Annotated in this window: 22 protein-coding genes; 5 read left to right on the top strand and 17 right to left on the bottom strand. The window is 47.3% G+C overall.

Translation table 11 applies throughout. The annotated features are described in order from the left end of the window. Window positions 1–10: 10 nt before the first annotated feature. The 3 genes from grdA to trxB all read right to left on the bottom strand — a co-directional run bounded on the left by grdA (window position 11) and on the right by trxB (window position 2,137). Window positions 11–478, bottom strand: a complete 468-nt coding sequence (gene grdA, locus ACXAD4_RS25785) for a glycine/sarcosine/betaine reductase complex selenoprotein A (protein WP_082008543.1) — start codon at window positions 476–478, stop codon at window positions 11–13. A 110-nt stretch (window positions 479–588) separates the two neighbouring features. Further along, a complete protein-coding gene (gene trxA / locus ACXAD4_RS25780; RefSeq protein ID WP_475244867.1) occupies window positions 589–915 on the bottom strand; it encodes a thioredoxin TrxA in 327 nt (108 codons plus the stop codon). A gap of 10 nt (window positions 916–925) precedes the next feature. Continuing rightward, window positions 926–2,137: a thioredoxin-disulfide reductase gene (gene trxB, locus ACXAD4_RS25775; protein WP_475244866.1), complete on the bottom strand. Its 1,212-nt coding sequence runs from the start codon at window positions 2,135–2,137 to the stop codon at window positions 926–928. Window positions 2,138–3,038: 901 nt separating this feature from the next. On the opposite strand from trxB, the gene ACXAD4_RS25770 reads away from it, so the two are divergent. Beyond that, on the top strand, window positions 3,039–4,436 hold the full coding sequence (locus tag ACXAD4_RS25770) for an aminopeptidase (protein ID WP_475244865.1): 1,398 nt from the start codon (window positions 3,039–3,041) through the stop codon (window positions 4,434–4,436). A 91-nt stretch (window positions 4,437–4,527) separates the two neighbouring features. Beyond that, the gene (locus ACXAD4_RS25765) at window positions 4,528–6,006 is read left to right on the top strand and encodes an oligopeptide:H+ symporter (RefSeq protein ID WP_475244864.1); all 1,479 of its coding nucleotides are present in this window, start codon (window positions 4,528–4,530) and stop codon (window positions 6,004–6,006) included. Window positions 6,007–6,082: 76 nt separating this feature from the next. Here ACXAD4_RS25765 and ACXAD4_RS25760 read toward each other — a convergent pair whose 3' ends face one another. From ACXAD4_RS25760 to yihU, 10 genes are all read right to left on the bottom strand, one after another. After that, entirely contained in the window at window positions 6,083–6,358 is a 276-nt protein-coding gene (locus tag ACXAD4_RS25760; protein WP_475244863.1) for a PTS sugar transporter subunit IIB, read from the bottom strand. A gap of 72 nt (window positions 6,359–6,430) precedes the next feature. Further along, window positions 6,431–7,477: a TRAP transporter substrate-binding protein gene (locus tag ACXAD4_RS25755; RefSeq protein ID WP_475244862.1), complete on the bottom strand. Its 1,047-nt coding sequence runs from the start codon at window positions 7,475–7,477 to the stop codon at window positions 6,431–6,433. A gap of 62 nt (window positions 7,478–7,539) precedes the next feature. Continuing rightward, window positions 7,540–8,829 carry a TRAP transporter large permease gene (locus ACXAD4_RS25750; RefSeq protein WP_475244861.1) on the bottom strand — a complete coding sequence of 430 codons (1,290 nt, stop codon included), beginning with the start codon at window positions 8,827–8,829 and terminating at the stop codon, window positions 7,540–7,542. A 10-nt stretch (window positions 8,830–8,839) separates the two neighbouring features. Beyond that, the gene (locus ACXAD4_RS25745) at window positions 8,840–9,448 is read right to left on the bottom strand and encodes a TRAP transporter small permease (RefSeq protein ID WP_107296096.1); all 609 of its coding nucleotides are present in this window, start codon (window positions 9,446–9,448) and stop codon (window positions 8,840–8,842) included. A gap of 72 nt (window positions 9,449–9,520) precedes the next feature. Then, entirely contained in the window at window positions 9,521–9,715 is a 195-nt protein-coding gene (locus ACXAD4_RS25740; protein ID WP_475244860.1) for a hypothetical protein, read from the bottom strand. A gap of 174 nt (window positions 9,716–9,889) precedes the next feature. Further along, window positions 9,890–10,750 carry a class II fructose-bisphosphate aldolase gene (locus ACXAD4_RS25735; RefSeq protein WP_475244859.1) on the bottom strand — a complete coding sequence of 287 codons (861 nt, stop codon included), beginning with the start codon at window positions 10,748–10,750 and terminating at the stop codon, window positions 9,890–9,892. A gap of 271 nt (window positions 10,751–11,021) precedes the next feature. After that, entirely contained in the window at window positions 11,022–12,272 is a 1,251-nt protein-coding gene (locus tag ACXAD4_RS25730) for an AGE family epimerase/isomerase (protein ID WP_475244858.1), read from the bottom strand. A 93-nt stretch (window positions 12,273–12,365) separates the two neighbouring features. Further along, window positions 12,366–13,106 carry a sulfite exporter TauE/SafE family protein gene (locus ACXAD4_RS25725; RefSeq protein ID WP_475244857.1) on the bottom strand — a complete coding sequence of 247 codons (741 nt, stop codon included), beginning with the start codon at window positions 13,104–13,106 and terminating at the stop codon, window positions 12,366–12,368. 74 nt (window positions 13,107–13,180) lie between these two features. Further along, complete coding sequence (locus ACXAD4_RS25720; protein WP_475244856.1) at window positions 13,181–14,242, bottom strand: aldose epimerase family protein; 1,062 nt, start codon at window positions 14,240–14,242, stop codon at window positions 13,181–13,183. 19 nt (window positions 14,243–14,261) lie between these two features. Then, window positions 14,262–15,155 carry a sulfolactaldehyde 3-reductase gene (gene yihU, locus ACXAD4_RS25715; protein WP_475244855.1) on the bottom strand — a complete coding sequence of 298 codons (894 nt, stop codon included), beginning with the start codon at window positions 15,153–15,155 and terminating at the stop codon, window positions 14,262–14,264. Window positions 15,156–15,379: 224 nt separating this feature from the next. On the opposite strand from yihU, the gene ACXAD4_RS25710 reads away from it, so the two are divergent. After that, the gene (locus ACXAD4_RS25710; RefSeq protein ID WP_475244854.1) at window positions 15,380–16,270 is read left to right on the top strand and encodes a PfkB family carbohydrate kinase; all 891 of its coding nucleotides are present in this window, start codon (window positions 15,380–15,382) and stop codon (window positions 16,268–16,270) included. A 29-nt stretch (window positions 16,271–16,299) separates the two neighbouring features. Next, a complete protein-coding gene (locus ACXAD4_RS25705) occupies window positions 16,300–17,073 on the top strand; it encodes a DeoR/GlpR family DNA-binding transcription regulator (protein ID WP_475244853.1) in 774 nt (257 codons plus the stop codon). 108 nt (window positions 17,074–17,181) lie between these two features. On the opposite strand, the gene ACXAD4_RS25700 is transcribed toward ACXAD4_RS25705, so the two are convergent. After that, a complete protein-coding gene (locus tag ACXAD4_RS25700) occupies window positions 17,182–17,547 on the bottom strand; it encodes a YybH family protein (RefSeq protein WP_475244852.1) in 366 nt (121 codons plus the stop codon). 144 nt (window positions 17,548–17,691) lie between these two features. On the opposite strand from ACXAD4_RS25700, the gene ACXAD4_RS25695 reads away from it, so the two are divergent. Beyond that, window positions 17,692–18,570 (top strand): LysR family transcriptional regulator, encoded by an 879-nt coding sequence (locus tag ACXAD4_RS25695; RefSeq protein ID WP_475244851.1) that lies wholly within the window; start codon window positions 17,692–17,694, stop codon window positions 18,568–18,570. 108 nt (window positions 18,571–18,678) lie between these two features. Here the strand turns inward: ACXAD4_RS25695 and ACXAD4_RS25690 are convergent, their stop codons facing one another. The 3 genes from ACXAD4_RS25690 to ACXAD4_RS25680 form a co-directional block, all read right to left on the bottom strand. Continuing rightward, window positions 18,679–19,935 (bottom strand): PTS ascorbate transporter subunit IIC, encoded by a 1,257-nt coding sequence (locus tag ACXAD4_RS25690; protein ID WP_475244850.1) that lies wholly within the window; start codon window positions 19,933–19,935, stop codon window positions 18,679–18,681. Window positions 19,936–19,944: 9 nt separating this feature from the next. Then, complete coding sequence (locus tag ACXAD4_RS25685; RefSeq protein ID WP_475244849.1) at window positions 19,945–20,232, bottom strand: PTS sugar transporter subunit IIB; 288 nt, start codon at window positions 20,230–20,232, stop codon at window positions 19,945–19,947. A gap of 79 nt (window positions 20,233–20,311) precedes the next feature. Next, the gene (locus ACXAD4_RS25680; RefSeq protein WP_475244848.1) at window positions 20,312–20,755 is read right to left on the bottom strand and encodes a PTS sugar transporter subunit IIA; all 444 of its coding nucleotides are present in this window, start codon (window positions 20,753–20,755) and stop codon (window positions 20,312–20,314) included. Between the last annotated feature and the right edge of the window lie 204 nt (window positions 20,756–20,959).

Genomic DNA, 20,959 nt, shown 5'->3' with positions numbered 1-20,959 from the left:
CTGCTCCCGATTAAACATACTTACCAAATTGCTCACGATACTCTTTGACTTCCGCCACGATGGCATCGACATCAAGTACCATTTCCATCATGCTGACCTGCTCGTCATAGATAGCAGCGTCGACATTGTCTTTAATTTCCGGCTCAACCACATGATAACAAGAGAGTCCCAACTGGACTCCGGCCAATGGTCCGGCAAAAGTAGGATCGCCGTTAGTCACGGTTTCACACGCTAGGCCAGAAGCTTCCGCTTCTGCACCGCCAAGCACGACAACCAGATTCTCTGGGCCGAACTCGTCAGCGAAACCTTTAATCCTCTTTTGGTTTTCCAGATCCATAGCACCTGCGCTGGTTCAGACGAAACACTCAGTTGTAGAGAAAAGAACATGCGCACCGGCTGTTTTAATGCAGGCTTCAATTGCCTGGCCCGGTACACCGTCCCTGTCTCCCAAGATAATGACTTTCTTATCTTTGAGCATTGTTCACTCCAAGGGTACGGATTACATAAATTACATAGTTTTATAATGGTGATTACTCACCGGTGTATTTGTGCCAACGGGCTTTCACCCATTCAATACAAATTCTTGCTTTAGGCTATTTCTGCCACAAAGCTTTCGAGCATGCTTTCTACATGTTCGATTTCTAACTCTTCACCTGAAAGGTGCTTTGCTTTCTCGCCGTTACGGTAGAAAACAAAAGAAGGTAGCCCCATCACTTTCTGCGCCATCGCTAGGCGACGGTTACCTTGAATATTCAATTTGCAGAATTTGATGTCATCGCCGTATTTCTCAGCCAGCGCCATCACCTCTGGCATCAATTCGATGCAGCGGCCACAGTTTTCGCTCCAGAAATCCACCAATACGATGCCATCGGTTTTCACTTCGGCATCAAAGTTTTCTTTGGTTAGTTCTATCATTGCGTTTCCCTTAATACAGAGTTTCTAACTCGGTAATATCCTTAACATCTACTCGCTTGGCTTCCTGCCCAGCGTCAAATCGAATCACTACAGGCACTTCAGATACCGAGAAACGGTTCGCAATGTTCTGGCTCTTATAGGTATCAATCGTCACAACACGCTGCTCTGGGTGGCCTTTGCACTTCAGCTCAAGCTGGTTGATCACATCCAAACTTTCTTTGCTGAGCGGGTTCCAGAATGCCACCATCGCCGTGCCACCAAACTCCGATACCGACTTGCGCCAGCTTTCTTCTTCCTCGATATAGCGGTCGGCTGCCACAGCGGCGACGGCCCCATCACCCGCAGCGGTCACCACCTGGCGGAGGAATTTATCGGTCACATCACCAACGGCAAAAATGCCCGGTACACTGGTTTCCTGCTTGTCATTGGTAATGACATAACCCTGTGGTGTCAGCTCGATTAACTCTTTGACAAAGTCTGTTTTTGGCACCGTACCGACAAACATGAACACACCGTCAGCAGCCAGTTCACTGATCTCGCCAGTTTTGAGGTTCTTGAGCTTCACGCCGTTAACCAATTCATCACCGGTGATTTCTTCCACTACAGAGTTCCAGACGAACTCAATTTTCTCATTAGCGAAAGCCTGCTCCTGTGCTGTCCGATCTGCATCAAGGATGCCCTGGTCATGCAGTACAATCATGGTGACTTTGTTGACAAACTTGGTCAGGAAGACAGACTCTTCAACTGCCGTATTGCCCGAGCCAACCACCACAACATCCAGCTCTTCATAGAAATCAGCATCACATGTGGCGCAGTATGAGACCCCTTTACCACGAAACTCAGACTCACCGGTAATACCTAGGATGCGTGGAGTTGCCCCTGTTGCGACAATAATGCTTTTGGTCTGGTAGGTTTCGCCTTTATTGGTGGTTATGGTTTTAATAAAGCCATCTTCAGCAATAGAAATACCGGTAACCAAACCTCGAGCAAACTGCACACCGAATTTGTCACAGTGTTCCCGGAACATATCCATCAACTGCGGGCCGGTGGCCTCCAAAATACCAGGGTAGTTTTCCATTTCACTGGTTGTTGCGGCCTGACCACCTGTATTTCTTTTATCTTCAATGATCAGGGTTTTCATTTTACCGCGTGCAGCGTAGACACCAGCAGACATTCCACCAGCACCGCCACCGATAATAATGACATCGTATAGTTCTGACATATTTTTCACCGATTGCTATTTCACACCACACTCCAAACACCGGGGTATATAGAGTGCACTTAAAACAAATCAGTTTTTCGCAGACCTTCCATGCTTATGAGAACCAAATATCAAACTTCAATACCTTTAGTTATCAAAAGGGCTGCCGTATCTCTCTTGGGTAGATAATTCTTTTATAATTTAGCTTTTACCCAGTGATAGCTTCTTGTTCGTAAAACTTAGAGTCGATTATAATTAGTAATGTCATAATTTTTGTGAGCAACGCCCAATTCCAGCATAAAACTCTACAGCACCAATCATTATGATACCCAGGTCATATTAATGCTTATAAAAATAGCCCTTCTGTGAATGGACTGTTACCAAAAGGATACTAAAAATGTTCTGATAATGAATTTTTACGTAATTATTCTATTTTAAGTGAATTTATACTCACCTAGGAAACTTACGTGATCTCGCTTCAACAAAATTATATAAATTTGATGATAATCGCTTACTGAAGATTGTCATGAGAAAAACTAATGATTAATGGAAATAAAAGTACTGCTTTGCTATACAGCTTTAAACGGGGAATATAGAGTTCAAATAAACATGCTTTTTTATAGGCTTTTCTCTTACCGTAACTTTAATTTCAAACACCTTTAATTCATATTTTCAAACCCTCTCCCCCTAATGGTAATAAGTGTTAAACCAATATAGAGTTTGATATTCAGGCTGTAAGCAAGCACTTTCTCGCCAGCACCAAAAAAACAAATGCAGGAGGATATTTAATTACAAAACCATCAATGAACCAGCATTAAAATCTGATTATTTTGTTTATATAAGCAGATCAAACTCACATTAAACAGCAAATGCGGAGTGATAGTCTTCACGGTGAAATTCATCGCCCTTTTGGAGATAAGCAATGGAAACGCTGCAATATACGAATGGTTGGTTAAATCTCGATAATACCCAAGTTAATGACATCAATCATTTCTGCGAAGACTACAAACACTTCCTCAATAAAGGAAAAACCGAACGCCAATGCGTAAACGTCGCCATTGAAAAAGCCCAACAACAAGGCTTCCGCCCAATAGAAGAGTTTGAGCAACTCAAGCCTGGTGATAAAGCCTACTTCATTAATAGAAATAAAAACGTCGTGCTGGCGATTATCGGCCAACAAGCGATTCAAGACGGTATTCGCTTTGTTGTTTCGCACATTGACTCTCCTCGCCTGGATCTAAAACCCAACCCAATGCATGAAAAGCATGAACTGGCACTGATGCGAACCCACTATTACGGTGGTATCAAAAAGTACCAATGGGCATCTCGCCCCCTTGCACTGCATGGTGTCGTCGTGACTAAATCTGGCCGTCGCGTTGATATCGCGATAGGCGAAGAAGAGTCTGATCCTGTGTTCACAATCCCGGACCTTCTTCCTCACCTTGACCGCAAAGTGCAGCGTGATCGCAAAGCAGATGAAGTGCTTAAAGGTGAAGAGCTTCAGATTATTGTCGGCTCGGTACCAATGGCCTTTGATGATGAAAAAGTCAAAGACAAAGTTAAACACCACGTGCTCACCAAGCTTTTCGAAAAATACGAAATTAGCGAGACCGACTTCATCTCTGCTGAACTGATGCTGGTACCAGCAGGTAACGCCCGCGATGTCGGTATTGATCAGGGGTTGATCGGCGCTTACGGCCAGGATGATCGCATCTGTGCCTACACCTCGCTGGAAGCCATCTTTGATATCCCAACACCAGAGCAAACCGCGGTCTGCTTCTTGGTTGATAAAGAAGAGATAGGATCTTCTGGTGCAACCGGCTTGGAATCGCGTTATCTGGAATTCTTCGTTGGTGAGCTGTTGATCCGCCAGGCTGGCGGCAGCTACAACGACCAATTGCTTCGCCGCTGCCTATGGCAATCTTATGCCTTGTCTTCTGATGTCAACGCCGGACTCAACCCGCTGTTCGAATCTGTTCACGACGCACAGAATGCGTCCAAGCTGGGTTACGGGCTGGTGCTGACCAAATACACCGGCCATGGTGGCAAGGTCGCTTCCAACGATGCAGACGCCGAATATGTTGCCGCACTGCGCCGTATCTTCGACGAGCATGAAATCAGCTGGCAGACCGGCCTACTTGGCAAAGTCGATGAAGGGGGCGGCGGCACGGTGGCCAAATACCTGGCCCATTATGGTATCAACACTATCGATGCTGGGGCGGCGCTGCTCTCCATGCATTCACCCTTCGAATTATCTTCCAAGTTCGACATCTTCGAACTGTACCGCGCCTATAAGACTTTCTACACCAAAGCTCTATAGCCAATAACGTCATGTTGCGTGATCAGCAAAAAACTAGATCACGCAACGTGAGCTCAATTGGGGAAATGTAATCATTAACGGGACTCCACACATGAAAAAGAAACATCCTATAACTTTCTATATCCTTTGTTCATGCCAGTTCTGGTGGGCGCTGTCTTTCTATAGCCTATGGGCGATTTTACCGGTATTCCTCGGCGATGAGCTGGGTATCGACCAAAAAACCTCGTTCGCTACTTTCGGGGCATTCGCCGCACTGGGCGCTGCCATGCTGTTTGTCGGTGGTTGGCTTGCCGATAAAATCCTTGGAGCCAAACGTACCCTGGTCTGGGGGTTCTTTTTCCAGGGCCTTGGTTATTTCATCATTGCCTACTCGGCAATCACTGCCCAACCACATTTCGTCTTTGTCGGCTTAGGTACGGTTGCGGTTGGCCGCGGTATCGGCAGCGTTGCTCCACCGACCATTATCGCTTCCGCCTACGACAAGAATGATCCCCGCTTAGACGGCGCCTATACCCTGTTCTACATGGTCAACAATATCGGTGCTTTTGTTGCCCAACTGGGCGCGCCCATCATGGCATACAGCATTGGTTGGACATCGGCGTTTATCTTGTCGGGCGTTGGTATGGCGGTGAACGTCATTACCTACCTTATGCTCAACAAAAAGATCAACAAAGCCACAGAGGCCGACAAACATGCTATCCCATTCAAGACCAATAGCCTGTTCTTGTCTGGTGCGCTGATTGCCGTCGCATTGGCAAGTTACCTGCTCACCAACTTGCCACTGGCCCAGTTTGTATTGGCAATGGCCGCACTGGTGATCCTATTCCTGATCACCAAAGAAATGAAGAAAGAAGCCCCAATCAGCCGCAAGCGCATGATTGTCGGCTTGGTACTGATGGGACAGGCTTTGGCCTTCTTCGTACTGTATAACCAAATGCCAACGTCGCTGAACTTCTTCGCTATCAATAATGTTGAAGCAGAGATCTTCGGTATTGCCATCAACCCAGTGTCGTACCAGTCCTTCAACCCATTGTGGATTATCTTCCTCAGTCCTGTACTGGCTCATATCTACACCACGCTGGGCGAGAAAGGCAAAGACTTATCCATGCCGGGCAAATTTGCGCTGGGTATGTTGGTATGTGCCGCCGCCTTTGGTTTGGCCGGTTTCTCACAATACTTCGGCGACGAGAACGGCATGCTCAACCCATTCTGGATTGCAGCACCGCACTTCCTGTTTGCCATCGGTGAGCTGTTGATTTCTGCCCTTGGTCTCTCTGCCATCGCCAAACTGTTCCCGAGCCGTATCCGTGGATTCATCTATGGGGCATGGAACATGACGCTAGCGCTGGCATCAGTCGCTGGGGCTTGGGTGGCAGGCCTGTCGTCAACTGGCGAAGCGGAGATGACACCGGTTGAAAGTTTGGTTTCTTATGGTAATTACTTCTATGCCTTGGCGATTGCGTCAACCGTTGTTGGTTTGGTTTGTGTCTACTTGGCACCACGCCTCAACAAACTTATTGAGACAGATGTTAGCGAAGAGACTGATTCAAAAGACGCACAAACGGCTTAACCTTCATATCAGATGAAAAAAGCGAGGGTACTCCCCTCGCTTTGTATTCTTCGCTAATTGCCTCAAAGCCAATAGCCTAAGCCACTTCTGCAGCAATGACATCTCTGAGCGCTTCAGTAATAGCATGAACATCAAAGAACACGACCTGTACTTGGTTTTCCGGCAACTTAATAAACCCCAGCGCTCCCTGGCGACGCAGTATATTTTCATCTACCGCATCTAGATCCACCATTTGAATACGAAGACGGGTGGCACAGTTATCAATTTGCCCTGCGACTAAGTTATCAAGCCCACCAAGACCGTGCAGAATCTTCTGCGCTTTGGCAGTGAGGTTACCCTTGTCATTTATCATGACCCTATTTCTCTCCCATCAAAAAAGGCCAGCCGATATTAGCTGGCACTAAAAACTAATTAAGCAATTGAATTACATTGATAGCTGGTAAGACGCATCAATTTTCGCTTCACAGGTTTTAATCTCATTCTGGAAACGCTCTAGCCACTTTTTACCTTCGGCATCGGCATTTTTCGCCCAGCTATCAACCACTGGCTGGGTCGCTTTCTTGAACGCTTCTTTTTCTGTCGCAGACGGGTTGTAGATCTTGCCGTTGGCTTTCTTGAACTCTTCGTACGAGGCGTATTCGTTATGCTTCGGATAAGACATGAGGTACTGCTGCTGAGCGTCGATACCATCCAAGACCACTTTCTTCAGCTCAGGCGACAGCGACTTGAACTTCATGTCAGACATCAACCATGCACCGCCCATGTACGCATGGCCATCCAATGTTAGGTAATCCAAGCTTTCGTGGAAACGGCTCTGGATAATATCGACGATACCGTTCTTGGTGCCCTCAACCACACCCGTTGATAGCGCTGTGTATACTTCAGGCCAAGCGATTGGAGTTGGTGAGCCATCAAGTTCTTTGACGAGATCCTGTTGAACCTTGGCCGGTACTGTACGGATCTTCATACCATTGACATCTTCCGGTGTTTTGACCGCTTTTTTGGTGGTCGCGAAGTTACGCCAACCGCCCGAGTTTGCCACCATCATCAAGCGAACATTCGGCGCTTTCTTCAATACATTGCCACGAACATCGGCAATAAACTGATCGTTACCGTACACACACTCAGCCACACGGTCATTTGGCAGCAGGTATGGCAAGTCAAAGGATTCAGCAGGCTTCCAGTAGTAAGCAATCTCAGACACTGTGGTTGGGAAGTAATCGAACATACCGGCTTGGACCCCGGCAATACATTCTTTACCCGAACCACAAAGCTGGCCTGAGCCGTAAATCTTAACCTTCAGCTCACCGTTAGAACGGGTTTCCAGGTGGTTTTTGAATACCAACAGCGACTGGTGGTTGTAGCTATCAGGCGACGTCAGGTGAACCACATTAAATTCAGTTGCCGCCAGCGTAGTGCCAGATACCATAAGTGCTGCAGAGGTCGCTAATGTCAAAAGTGTTTTTTTCATAATAATTATACCGTTATAGGAAATTTAGAGGTTGTGCCTAAGCACGCCAGTTTTTAATTCTTCTACATAATGCCGAACAGTTGAGGTAAGCCGATAACCAGCTGTGGGAAGCAGGAAATCAAGAAAATCAGCGCCACTTCAACCAGTAGGAAAGGGATAATCTTCTTCGAGATTTCCGCCACCGAAACTTTGGATACGCCCGATGCCACGAACAGTACTAGCCCCATTGGCGGGGTCGCCAAGCCAATCGACAGGTTTGCACACATCACGACACCGAAGTGGACTGGGTCGATACCGGCACTGATCATGATTGGGGCAAAGATAGGTGCGAAAATCAGGATGGCTGGGCCAGCATCGAGGAACATCCCGATGATGAACAACAGCACATTGATAATCGCGAACAATAGGTAAGGGTTGTCAGTAATGCCATTCATGAAGTCAGCCACCATGGCGGACACGCCAGACAGGCTGATCAATGAGGCAAAACCACTCGCAGCTGCCACGATAATCAAGATTGATGCGGCGTTTACAGCCACCTTGGCAAACAAGGCGTAGGTCGCTTTCACATTGGTTGCACGGATGATGTAAAGCGAAACAACAATGGCGTAAGCAACAGCGACTGCGGCAGCTTCTGTTGGGGTAAAGATACCGCCGTAAATACCACCCAGGATAATCACAGGTGTCATCAAAGGCAGAATCGCCAATTTAAATGCCTGGCGGCGCTCCATCGCTGGCGCTCGATCCATTGGTTGAACCGCAGGGTACTTACGGATCTGGTAGCGGTTCATAATCATCAAACCGATACAGAAGATGATGCCCGGTGTGACGCCAGCCAAGAACATTGCAGCCACTGACGTGTTCATCACAAAGGCATAGATAAGCATGATGCCTGACGGCGGAATAATGTTTCCCAGTACCGTTGCTGCTGCCGTCAACGCTGCCGAATAGCCAGCATCATATTTGTACTTCTTCATCTCGGGAATCAGCATGCCACCGATAGCGGATGTGGCTGCAACAGCAGAGCCTGTCAGGGCACCAAAGATAGTTGCCGCCAGGATAACCACATGTCCCAGGCCACCGCGCAGGTGCTGTACCATGGTTTGGGCAAAAGCGATGATACGTGGGGTAATACCCCCTGCCGTCATACATTCGCCGGCCAACATAAAGAATGGTAGCGCGAGAAGAAGGAAGCTATCCAAGCCAGAATAAAGGCGCTGGTAAAGCATATTGGCAAATAGCATCTGTTCATTTTGGAACAGGGTAATAATAGGTGACAGACCAAGGGTAAATAATACCGGTACACCAATAATAAGTAAGACTAAGAAATATAATAGGAAGATTGGAGAAACCATGTTTTGCCCCTTACGCCGCCGGTTTTAATTCAAGTTGTTCGGTATCATCCGAATCTTCAACGGGTTTGTTAGATTCAAGCATTTCTGCTGTTTGGCTTGTTTTTGAAACATCTTCAAAATCGCCAAGCATACCGCGGATAGATGCAATGCTTTTTTGTACGGCATACAGCATAGTGACTGCCATCATTACCGGAGGCATGATATACACGTAGTACATAGGAATAGGCAGGCTATCAGCCATAACTGAACCGGTTTGGAAGAAGTTCCAACCGAAGGTGATCCAGACAGAGAACACCAACATGGCAGAGATATGGCCTAGCAATAATAAAAAGGAATAAACGCGAGGTGCTTTTTTCTCTAATATTTCAGTCAGGAAAGTCATGGCTATATTTTTATCTGCTAAATATACAAACGGTAAACACAGATAAGTCATATAGATCATTAGGAATCGAGAAGATTCATCAGTCCAGCTTAATGGAATATTAAATACGTAGCGAAATAAAACCTGGGCAACAACAATGGCTGTCATTAATAAGAGCAGTATTCCGGCAACATGACGCAACAGTCGTGATAACGGCGTTGTCACGATATTCAATGCTTTCTCAATAGTACGCAGCATAGAATCACCATCCAATGTGAATGAGGGCATAGTTATAGTGGGTACCAATAAAGGTGCCCGATTAAAGTAGGGTTAAGTCAGCGATAGCGCTGTTACACCAAGGCGAACACCTTGCTGAATCAAAGAGCAGTACTGGAGACCTTTTGGGTTCGTTTTATCCATTTCACTGTTACCTTGAACGTTAGCTTGATGTAAGCGCTTCAGGCCATGCTGATGTTTGGCATGAGCAAGAGTTCTGATAACGTTTGTTGGTTTCAGTGAAGACATTGTGTATCCCTTTTGTTCCAGTCCATTTATGTGTTTGGTAAATGACATGCTGTCCGATAAATTCGCTATATTGATAACTTAATTAGTGGCAGTAATCCGTGACGATTTTCACATACGGACAAAACATGTCATTTTTATGTACCTTATGTGCCAAAAACGGACACTTTATAAGATTTAAGCTTTACCATTTGAACCAAACAAACGGATCTTGTGCTGTACCACTTCTTTCATCGCTGCGATACCGCTGTTCATAACATCAGCAAGAATGTAGTCTTTCTCGTTCGCACGCCAGTGAGCCTGAACCCCGTCAATAAAGCCTTGGCGAAGCTCTGTATCAACGTTGATCTTGGCTACACCGCGCTTAACAGCTTCGATAACCTGGTCATCAGGCACACCCGAACCACCGTGTAGGACAATCGGCTTCTTCACGGCTTCTTTAATTTCAGACAGACGCTCAAACTTCAGCTCAGGTGTTGTTTTATAGACACCATGGGCAGTACCAATAGACACCGCCAGGTAATCAACGCCAGTGCGCTCAGAGAAGTCCAGCGCCTCTTCAACCGTTGTGATCATGGCATCTTTCTCATCAACGGTGATGTCATCTTCAGTACCGCCGATTTTGCCGATTTCACCTTCAGAGCCAAGGCCAAGTGCATTTGCCACTTCAACCACGGCTTTAGTGATACGTACGTTATCTTCGAATGGCAGCGCAGAGCCATCAAACATTAGAGAGTTAAAGTTACAGCGCGCTGCTTCCATTGTCTGCTTAAACTGGCGGCTGTGGTCTAGGTGGATACAAACTGGCACTGAGATGTTGTGATGCTTCATCAGTGAGTCAACAGCGTTTTTCAGTGGCTCCATGCCCATCTCATTAATGGCTTTCTGGCCAATCTGGATCATGATTGGAGATTGCTCTTCTTCAGCAGCCAGCAGAACTGCTTTGATTGTTTCTAGGTTGTGTGCAGTGAAAGCGCCAATCGCATATCCGTTGTTCCACGCTTCCTGAATCATTGTTTTACCAGACATGTAAGCCATGTTGAGTGTTCCTCTTTGTTCACTTGTTTGTTCGTTGTTGTAAATAAAGTAACAGTCAAGAAGGTTCATTTCTGTTAGTTATGTATCATTTTCCAACAAGAAGGTACAAAAATAGACATAAATAGACAGAAATGAGTACTAGAGCACATCTTATTTCATTCAAGGGGGGGAAGTGGCCAGGGCCAAGCGCTGAGACAAAAAAAGGTGACAGCCCGAAAGCCATCACCTTTACGCATAAAACGACAAGTCACAGGGTGGTCGTTTTAAAACATTAGCCCATGTTCTTATCCAGCAAGCCAGCAGCCAGGGCTGGCGCCAGACCAGGTGTTAGAGGTAGACGAGGGATCACAAGACAGTGCATGAGATGGTAGATATCTTGCTTACCATCCCATACTTTGCTGGTGCCAGCCTGGTTGTTGGTATCCAGCTCTTGCCACCAAGAACAACCTTCGTAATCAATCAGATAAGTGCGGCAGTAATCCCACCATGTACGGTAGTATTCTTGGTACTTCTCGTCCCCTGTGACAGTGTACAGCGCATAAGCAGTACCAATTGCTTCCACTGGTGCCCAGCGGATACGTTCACGAACAACCGGCTTGCCGTCCCAATCTACAGAGTACACAAAGCCCGGCGCACCATCGACCGACCATGCATCACGCACAGTGGCATCAAACAGGCCGATAGCATCTTCCAGTAGCCAATCAGGGCAGTCAGCACCGATTTCAATCAATGTCGCACGTAGGTGACAGATCAAACGGCCCCACTCGATCCAGTGGCCAGGTGTACCGCCGTATGCACGGAAGTGACTGGCTGGGGTTTCTTTGTTGTAGTCTGGAAGCGGGTTCCAGTCTGCGTCAAAGTGTTCATTGACACGGTAGTTCAGAGATTTTGCTGTCTTGTTGATCATGAACTCGGTGATGTGCAGTGCACGATCCAGCCACTTCTTGTCTTTCGTTACATCGTAAACAATCAGGAATGCTTCAACAGAGTGCATCGCCGCATTACCACCACGGTAATCTTCCGTCTCGGAGAAAGTTTCATCCCAAGACTCGAAACACATCTGTTTTTCTTCACACCAGAAGTGGTTTTCATACACGTTAATAGCTTCATCCAACAGTGCCTGAGCCCTCGGGTGGCCTGTAGTCACGGCACTGGCTGCACCGAGTAAGACAAAGCAATGCTGATAACCCTGCTTGGACGCATCAACGATACCTTCCCCTTCATTGTCGATAGTCGCGTACCAACCACCATGAGCCTTATCTTTCAGAGGACCTTCTAATGCCGCGATACCATGCTCAACCAGATCGTAAGCACCTGGACGGCCCATCAACGCTGCCAGCGAGTAACAGTGCAGCATACGCGCGGTGATCCACAGGCGAGTACCCATTTCTTCACGGATGTTGCCGTTGTTGCCCACCCAGCCAAAACCGTTTGGTACGACCGATTTTCTGCCGAATTCAAAGATTCGATCGGTTTCTGTATCTAGCCAAGCGTTATGAGATCGGGTATTAATCCATTTCATGAAGTGTTTCCTCGTTATTTTCTTTTGCTACTGAAATTAACAGGCAGTAGCATTCAATTCTGTTATTTATCTATCACTTTTCAACAAAAACAATCAAAAACTGACATTCTTGAGCACTAGCACACAACCGATAACCAAAAGTAGGCCGTGTACAATATGGTGGTAGTTGATCTTATATTTCTGCAGGAAGTGGTATCCCACCATGCCCCCGGTCATCCCCACTAAAAATGCAGGCATTGCCGAGACAACCAGACTGTTTACATCTGGGGTAAAAAGTCCTTCATTCCAAAAACTGACAATGGCACCAATCATCTGCAGCATGAAAAAGAACACCAGCGTTGATTTAGCTTGGTCTGCAGTCCATGGCTGCATGGATGTGTAAGCAATCACCGGCGGTCCAGCTTCGCCGACACTGGCGCCCAACACACCTGAGGCAAACCCGGTCCCGACAGTCACTGGCACCGACGTCTTTGAAAAAGCAGGTTTGGTACTTCGCATCGAGTGGATACTCGATACAATCAGTACTATCCCCATGGTGATGAGAATGTATTGTGACGGTAGGCTTGCCAACAGCTTGGCGCCGACAATAGAAGCAGGCAGTGAACCCGCAACAAGGATCAGGCCCGCTTTGTATTGAATGGAGTGGCGCATTTTCCAAACAATGGGAAAGGTCACGAGCCATCCAAAAATACCGGCAATAGGCACTGCCATTTTTGCGTCCACCACCATAGAAAGCAGCGGCACAGATACAAGGGCCAAGCCAAACCCGGTCAAGCCTTGCGTAAAGCCTCCTAATGCAATGATCAGGGAGACCAAAACAACGGTCATATCCATATTTAATTCCTGATTAGGGGCGACTTTCCGCCCCTACTTTGTTACTGGCAGCTGTAATACTGCCCGGAGAAGCTCTACTTCACGGAGAAGCGGTGGATGGTTTTCTCTTCAAAGACTTCACCGGGGTTTAGGCGCACATTAGGAAAATGCGGCTGGTTCGGGCTGTCCGGGAAATGCTGGGTTTCAAGGCACATCCCGTCGAACGACTCATACTTGTAGCCATTGCGGCCAAACCAAGGTTTGTTCGACAACTTGGCCCCGTTATAGAACTGGACTGCCGGCTGGGTCGTCAGCACCGTCATCACACGCCCGGTGAGTGGCTCATAAAGCTCAGCAGCATAGGCATATTCACCGAGCTTGCGCTTTTGGTTGATGACAAAGTTGTGGTCAAATGCGCCACCTGGCACTTTCTCTTTGTTATCACGAATTTCCACCGGCAGAGTAAAATCGAGCCCCGTTCCTTTAACGGCAAGGATCTCGCCTGTTGGGATCGTGTTCTCGTTCACTGGCGTATAGAAATCAGCATAGAGCGTCAACTCATGACCATCGACCAAACCTGAGTCATGGCCACCTAGGTTGTAGTAGCTATGGTTGACCAGATTAACGACCGTCGGCTTGTCCGTGGTTGCTTTGAAGTTGAAGTGCAGCTGGTTGTGCTCATCCAAGCCTATGGAATGTGTCACATGTAAAGTGCCGCCATAACCAGACTCTCCATCCGGTGAAACCCGGTTGAAATGAAGGTAAATCGCTTCTTTTTGCTGTTCGACGGCAACATCCCAAACATACTTATCAAACCCTTTGCTGCCACCATGGATGTGCTGTGACGTCGGTAGCTCATTGGTTTCCAGCTGGAATACCTCACCGTCCAACTCATAGCGACCATCCTTGATCCGATTTGCATAACGACCGGCAACAGCACCGAAAAATGGATGCCCTTCCAAATATCGATCAAGGCTCTCATAGCCCAGCACCACATCAGCAAGTTGACCGTCACGATCAGGCGTTGTTATCGACGTAACAATACAGCCATAATTGGTGACTTGGACTTTCATGCCCTGGCTATTTTCGAGGGTGAACAACTTGACGGGTTGCGATTGACCTTCAACTTCACCCCAGTTTTCACTGGTTAGTTTCACGTTATTGTCCTTGGTTTTTTTATTTGATTTTAGCTTCCAGGCCAGATGTCACGCGTAGCTGCTCAAACACTGATGTCCAGTCCTGACGACCACGACCAGCAGCACGAGTAATGCTATACAATTCACGCGATGCTGCGCCGCATGGCATTGGCACATTCACCTGATTGGCGAGATCCAAGGCAATACCCAAGTCTTTGTGCGCAAGATCAACCATAAAGGCTGGTGACAAGTCGCCGGCAAGGACTTTGCCAGGCCATGTGGTTGTAAAGTGGCCTTTGCCTGCAGGTGTGCCGCTCATTACTTCAAGCGCAGTTTCAAATTCAAGGCCAATCGCTTCTGACAACGTTGCGGCTTCTGCAGAAAGTGCATTCAACGCAATACTCATGTAGTTATTGATGATCTTGACTCGGATACCTTTACCCGCACCACCAGCATCAACAGTCTCTGAGCCCATACAGTCAAACAGTGGCTGGGCACGTTCGATTTGTGCTTTGGTACCACCGGCAAGGATCAGCAATTCACCTTTTACCGCATGGTCTGATGTACGACCTACAGGCGCTTCCATCATTGAAAAACCTTTATCGCTCATCTGCTTAATCAGCGCATCGGTTTCAAACGGGTGGATAGTCGACATATCGATTAGCAGTGCATTCTTATCTAGCGACTCAACAATGCCTGACTCACCGAACAGAACGTTTTTTACCAGAGTGCCATTTGGCAGCATGGTAACAACAAACTCGGCATCCAATGCCGCATCGGCCGGAGAGCTTGCCGCCGTCGCGCCCTGTTCAACAAGTGCCTCAACAGCTGATGTATTGATATCGAAAACACGCAGTGAGTGCCCGCCCTTGATAAGATTCAGCGCCATTGGGCTGCCCATTTGTCCTAATCCGATAAAACCAATTGATGACATGTATTTATCCTTACTCTCGCAGTTGATTTGCAATCAATATAAACATTAAGAAACAAAACAACCACAACAAATGTCACATTTTGTTGATTTCTGTCGTTTTAAGTTGTTTTGTGATTACAATCTCAATCATTTTGTCAATAATGGATATACTGTAGATATAAGGATGCACTTAGTGAGTGCATTGCCAATAACGTCAGACAACGGATTTAGATAAGAGAATAACTATGACTATTGCGTGTTTAGGAATTACGGTACTTGATAGGATCCAGCGAGTAGACAGCCTGCCAACCCAAGGCGGTAAATTTGTCGCCAAAGATTATTTTGAAGTAGGTGGAGGGCCGGCGGCAACGGCCGCTGTTGCGGTTGCCAAGCTAGGCCATGATGTTGATTTTATTGGCCGTGTTGGCCAGGATGCCATTGCTGATACCATGCTGACCGAGCTAGCTGGCTACAATGTAAATGTCGATAAAGTAGTCAAGATTGCTGATGCCTCATCGGCGTTCTCTGCTGTGCTTGTCGATGACGCAGGCGAGCGAATGATCATCAACTATCAAGATACGTCTTTAAAACGTGATACAAAACCACTTGAATTAATTGATTTTTCTATCTATAAGACAGTACTCACAGATGTAAGGTGGGTGGAAGGGGCAAAATACGCCCTCGAGCAAGCCAAAAAGCACAGCATACCTTCAGTATTGGACGCAGATATCACGCCGGATGCGATCGATGATCTGGTCAAACTGGCTGACCATGTGGCATTCTCTGAACCGGGCCTTGAAAAGTTCACCGGAAGCAGTGATCCAATAGAAGGGCTCAAAATCGCTCAGAAACAGACAAAAGGCAAAGTTTATGTGACAGTCGGCTCAAAAGGCTGTTACTGGTTCGAAAACGAAGAACTCTGCCACCAGCCGGGTGTCAAAGTCGACGTTGTCGATACCACCGGCGCTGGAGATGTCTTTCACGGCGCATTGGCTGTAGCTGTTGCTGAAGCGATGCCAGCTCGTGAATCGGTGATTTTCTCTAACACGGTTGCCGCAATCAAATGTACCAAGCGCGGTGGTCGTGAAGGCATCCCAACAAGATCGGAAGTGGATAGCCAACTACATAATAAATAGCGGTAAATATAAGCGGTAAAGGGTTTAACGTGACGAATCCAAGACAAGACAAACTGATAAAACTTGTAATAGACAAGGGCTATTACACCGTAGAAGAGCTTGCTGAAAAGCTTGACGTATCTACGCAGACTATTCGCAGGGATATCAAAAAGCTCAGCGAAGAGCGCTTAGTGATCCGTCACCATGGTGGGGCAAGCTCTCCGGCCAGTAAAACCAACCTTGATTACGAAGTCCGTAAGGTATCAGCCACTGAGCAAAAACATGCTATCGGCAGGGCCATTGCTGAGATGATCCCAGATGGCTCAACGGTGTTCATTACTATCGGTACCACCGCCGAAGTGATTGCCAGCCACCTTGCGGACAAGAAAAATCTCCAGGTGATTACCAACAGCTTACGTGTTGCCAACGTATTGCATAACAATAAAAGCATTGATGTACTGATCCCTAGCGGCAAGATCAAAGCGTTTAACGGCGGTATCGTAGGTACCGAAGCGTTGGATTTCATCTCGCACTTCCGATTCGATTACCTGATCACCAGTGCTGCATCAATGGATGTTGACGGGACCTTGCTGGAATACGATTTAAACGAAACGGTGATCACCCAAACTGTCATGAAATCGGCTCGCCATGTCATCATCGCGCTGGACTCGTCGAAGTTTATTCCAAAAGGCTCCATTGAGCTTGGTCATATCAAAGAGGCCACTTACCTCTTCACCGACCAGCCGCTGGATACCAACCTCGACAGTGTGGCGAAACAGGGTGAAACAACGATTAAGGTCTGTGAGCCGGTCGTTTCGCACTAGCTTTGCGCTCACAGCGTGTTAACCGATAAACAAAAAAGGGAATAGGCTTAAAACCTATTCCCTTTTCTTATGCCGGGCAATTATCTCATTCCGGGTTTATCGAGCCTGTTAACGCTCACCCTGCACTTCAAAATAGTCACTGACCAAACGGGCATGACCATCAGGCTGAACAACCCAGTGCTCACGGTGTACCACACCAAATGCCTTGTTCATAGTCCATGAAGAAGACAGGATATAACCGTCATCCCCTTCAGCTTCCCAACGCACGTCGCTGTACTGAACATCAGCAAAGCCTTGGTCAATGATGTTCTGCCAGAACGCCTGAATCGCTTCGCGCCCTTCGAAAACACCAAACGGTTTGGCTTCCATAACGCACTCTTCGGTGTATTGCGCTGCACACCCTGCGGCATCTTGCTGGTTAAATGCCTGCTGCCATGCCGCGATACCTGCTTTACAACGCGCTAAAGTGTCCATCTTGAATCCTTATTCTGATTGCTTATCAAGTTGCCCTAAGTGTAGGCACTCAATTAACATAGAAAAACAGACGTATTAGAAATGACTGTTCTGTTTTTACGGACAATATAGATACCTAACGGTTGATTGAAGAGCGAAGAGAAAATGAACCGACTACGCCAGATGTCATTGTTTGCCCACATCGTCGAATCGGGTTCGATTACCACGGCCGCCGAGCACTTGGGACTGTCGAAATCAGTGGTTAGCCAACACCTCAAATTGCTAGAGACAGAGCTTGGTATCAGCCTTCTCAAGCGTACCACCCGTCGCCAAACCCTGACCCAAGCAGGACAGGCCTTCTATGCTGAATGCAAGAAGCTCAATGACCTGGCAGACTTTGCCTGGCAACAGGCATTGGAAAGCCAACAAGAGCCACAGGGTAAAATCGTAATAACGTCGTCAGACGCCCTGATGTCGACCCTTGTCGCCCCAGCCATCGGTGCGCTGATGAAGTGTTATCCAAAGTTACGGCCTGAACTGATAAGCAGCGACCAACCTCTGAACTTGATGGAGAGACACATTGATCTTGCCATCCGGGTAGGTGCGTCCTCTGAAAACGTACTAATACAAAGAAGGATCGGGGAATTTAGGGATGTGCTTTGTGGAACACAAAGTGTCATCGACAATGAGAGTGAGGACGCAGGGTATCTGGCCAACCAATGGCAGCCTGCTTCTATCCTCCACCATTTTACCCATATCAAAATGGCCGGAGAAAAGCATAGTTACCAAGCGAATATCACCTGCCGTGCAGACTCTTTCCACACCTGCCTGAGCTTAATTGAATCCGGGGCTGGCATTGGCATTATCCCTGATTACATCTTTCATCAAAAACCATATCTGATAGCTTTATTTCCCGACCACCAGCTTGAACAAAACCCGGTATATGCGCTTCACCCCTACCCTAAACAACCACCCATTAACGTTACCACCTGTATTGGTGCTATCGAAAAACAACTGTCCGGCCTGAATGCCAAACCGGATTAATGTTACACCCAAAAGGACTCGCTGTTCCGTTCTAAAATAGGAAAAAGCCCGCGACCAATACGGTTGCGGGCTTTTAGTTCTTACAGTAAGCAGCTCTAATTGGCGGGATTAACGAACAATCAGACCTAGCAAGATACCTACGATACCGAAGTCAGCATCACTGAAGGTGGTGTTGGCAAAGCCAAGGTCACCCAGTACTGGCAATAGGAATACTGGTAGGAAGGTGATCAATAGGCCTTGGGCAAATGCACCTAGCATTGCGCCTCGGCGGCCACCGGTTGCGTTACCGAATACACCGGCAGCTGCACCAACAAAGAAGTGTGGTACTACACCCGGGATGATAACCGTCAATCCCATGATGTATAGCAGGAACATACCAAACAGGCCTGCCGTGAAGCTTGATAGGAAGCCGACCAATACCGCATTCGGTGCGTATGGGAAGACAACCGGGCAATCCAGCGCAGGTTTGGCGTTTGGTACCAACTTGTCAGAAATCCCTTTAAATGCAGGTACGATTTCAGCGATAACCATACGTACACCTTGCAGGATAACGTAGACACCGGCAGCGAAAGTGATTGACTGCATCATTGAGAACATGAACCAGTGCTTACCACCGCTCACTTCGCGGACAAAATCACCACCAGCGAACAAACAGGTAATCAAGAAGATGATACTCATGGTGAATGAAATCGCCACTGGCGTATCACGCAAGAACAGCAAGCTCTTTGGCACATCCATATCTTCGGTAGAGTGCTCTTTGTTACCAAACTTGCTACCGATGAAACCCGCCAGCACGTATGACATGGTAGAGAAGTGACCGATTGCCACATCATCAGAGCCCGTCACCTGCTTCATATATTTGTGGGCAATTGCCGGGAACAACACCATAACAAAGCCAACAACCAATGAACCTGCTGCAATCAGAGGAACACCTGTCATGCCGCTAGACGACAAGATAGCGGCAACCATCATCGACATGAACAAGGTATGGTGGCCAGTCAGGAAGATGAATTTCCATGGGGTAAAGCGGGCAATCAGGATGTTAACCAACATGGCAAAGAACATGATCATTGCCATTTCTTTACCGAAGGCTTCCTGGGCAATCGAAACAATCGCTTCGTTGTTTGGTACGACACCGGTAATACCAAAGGCTTCGGTGAAGATAGCCGAGAAGTCACCCAGCGAGGTAACCACCAGGCCTGCACCAGCACCGAGGATGACAAAACCCATAATGGTTTTGACGGTACCCTTGATACATTCTGTCACCGGCTTTTTCTGGGCAATCAGACCGATAAGCGCTATCAGACCGACAAGGACGGCTGGCTCGGCCAGCACGTCATTCATTAGAAAACTGAAGAATTCCATCGCTACCTCTTACAGAGCGCCAAGTTCTTTTAGGGCTGCTGACAAACGCTCTTTCATCGCGTTTTTGTCGACCATGTTATCTAGCGAGACAATCTTGCCGTCAACGCCCTGGGCAACTAGCTGTTCAGTGATGTCGTTGGTACCGATGAAAATGTCACATGCCGTACCTTTCGCCGAACCCAAATCGCAGTGATCGACCGCTGCTGCAACGTCTAGCTCTTTAACGATGCCCTTCAGGCTCATTTCCATCATTAGGCTAGTACCAAGACCGTGACCACATACAACCATAATTTTCATAATATTCTACCTTTCTACTTCTAAGCGTTATTAGTTTGCGAATAGTTCGCTGTAATTTAGTTGGCCGAAGCCATTTGAATTAATAGGTTTCAATGATGCGGCGAATAGCATCCACATCTTGCGCGGCACAAATCTGCGCCACATGTTCTTCATTCATAAAAAGCTCTGCGAGCTGGGCAATCGCATCAACATGGCTGTTGCTATCGGTTGCCGCTAACGTCACTAGCATTTTTACCGGGTCATTTTCATCGGCATCGAAGTTAACCCCATTGCGGATCACCGTCAGGCCAAGCGCTAGGCGGTTAACGCCATTCTCAGGGCGGGCATGCGGCATAGCGATACCAGGACCGATAACGTAATAAGGCCCCATTTCCTCGTGAGATTTAAAAATGGCCTCAACGTAACTTGGCTTGATAGCGCCATTGTCAATCAGCGGTTGGCAAGATAGCTCAATCGCCTGTTGCCAGTTTTCAGCCGAATCATGAAGGCTAATTACGTCTGGGGTAAGCAGTTCTTTCAGCATCGCTCTTCTCGTTTTTTACTAGGGTAAGTTGTGTCGATGGGGTCACTTTAACGATCGTTCGGTACAAATAAAGAGATCAAAATCACATTTGGTAGCGCTATCTGATAGCGCTACCAAATTTTGTGATAGCGCTACCATTTTTCATATCACAGACCGAGGAAACCAGTTGGAACCTTGGTATTAACAAGGTTAAAATGCGTATTT

This window comes from Photobacterium sp. AWH4_225, assembly GCF_056158405.1.
This window is presented reverse-complemented; position numbering and strand designations above follow the sequence as displayed.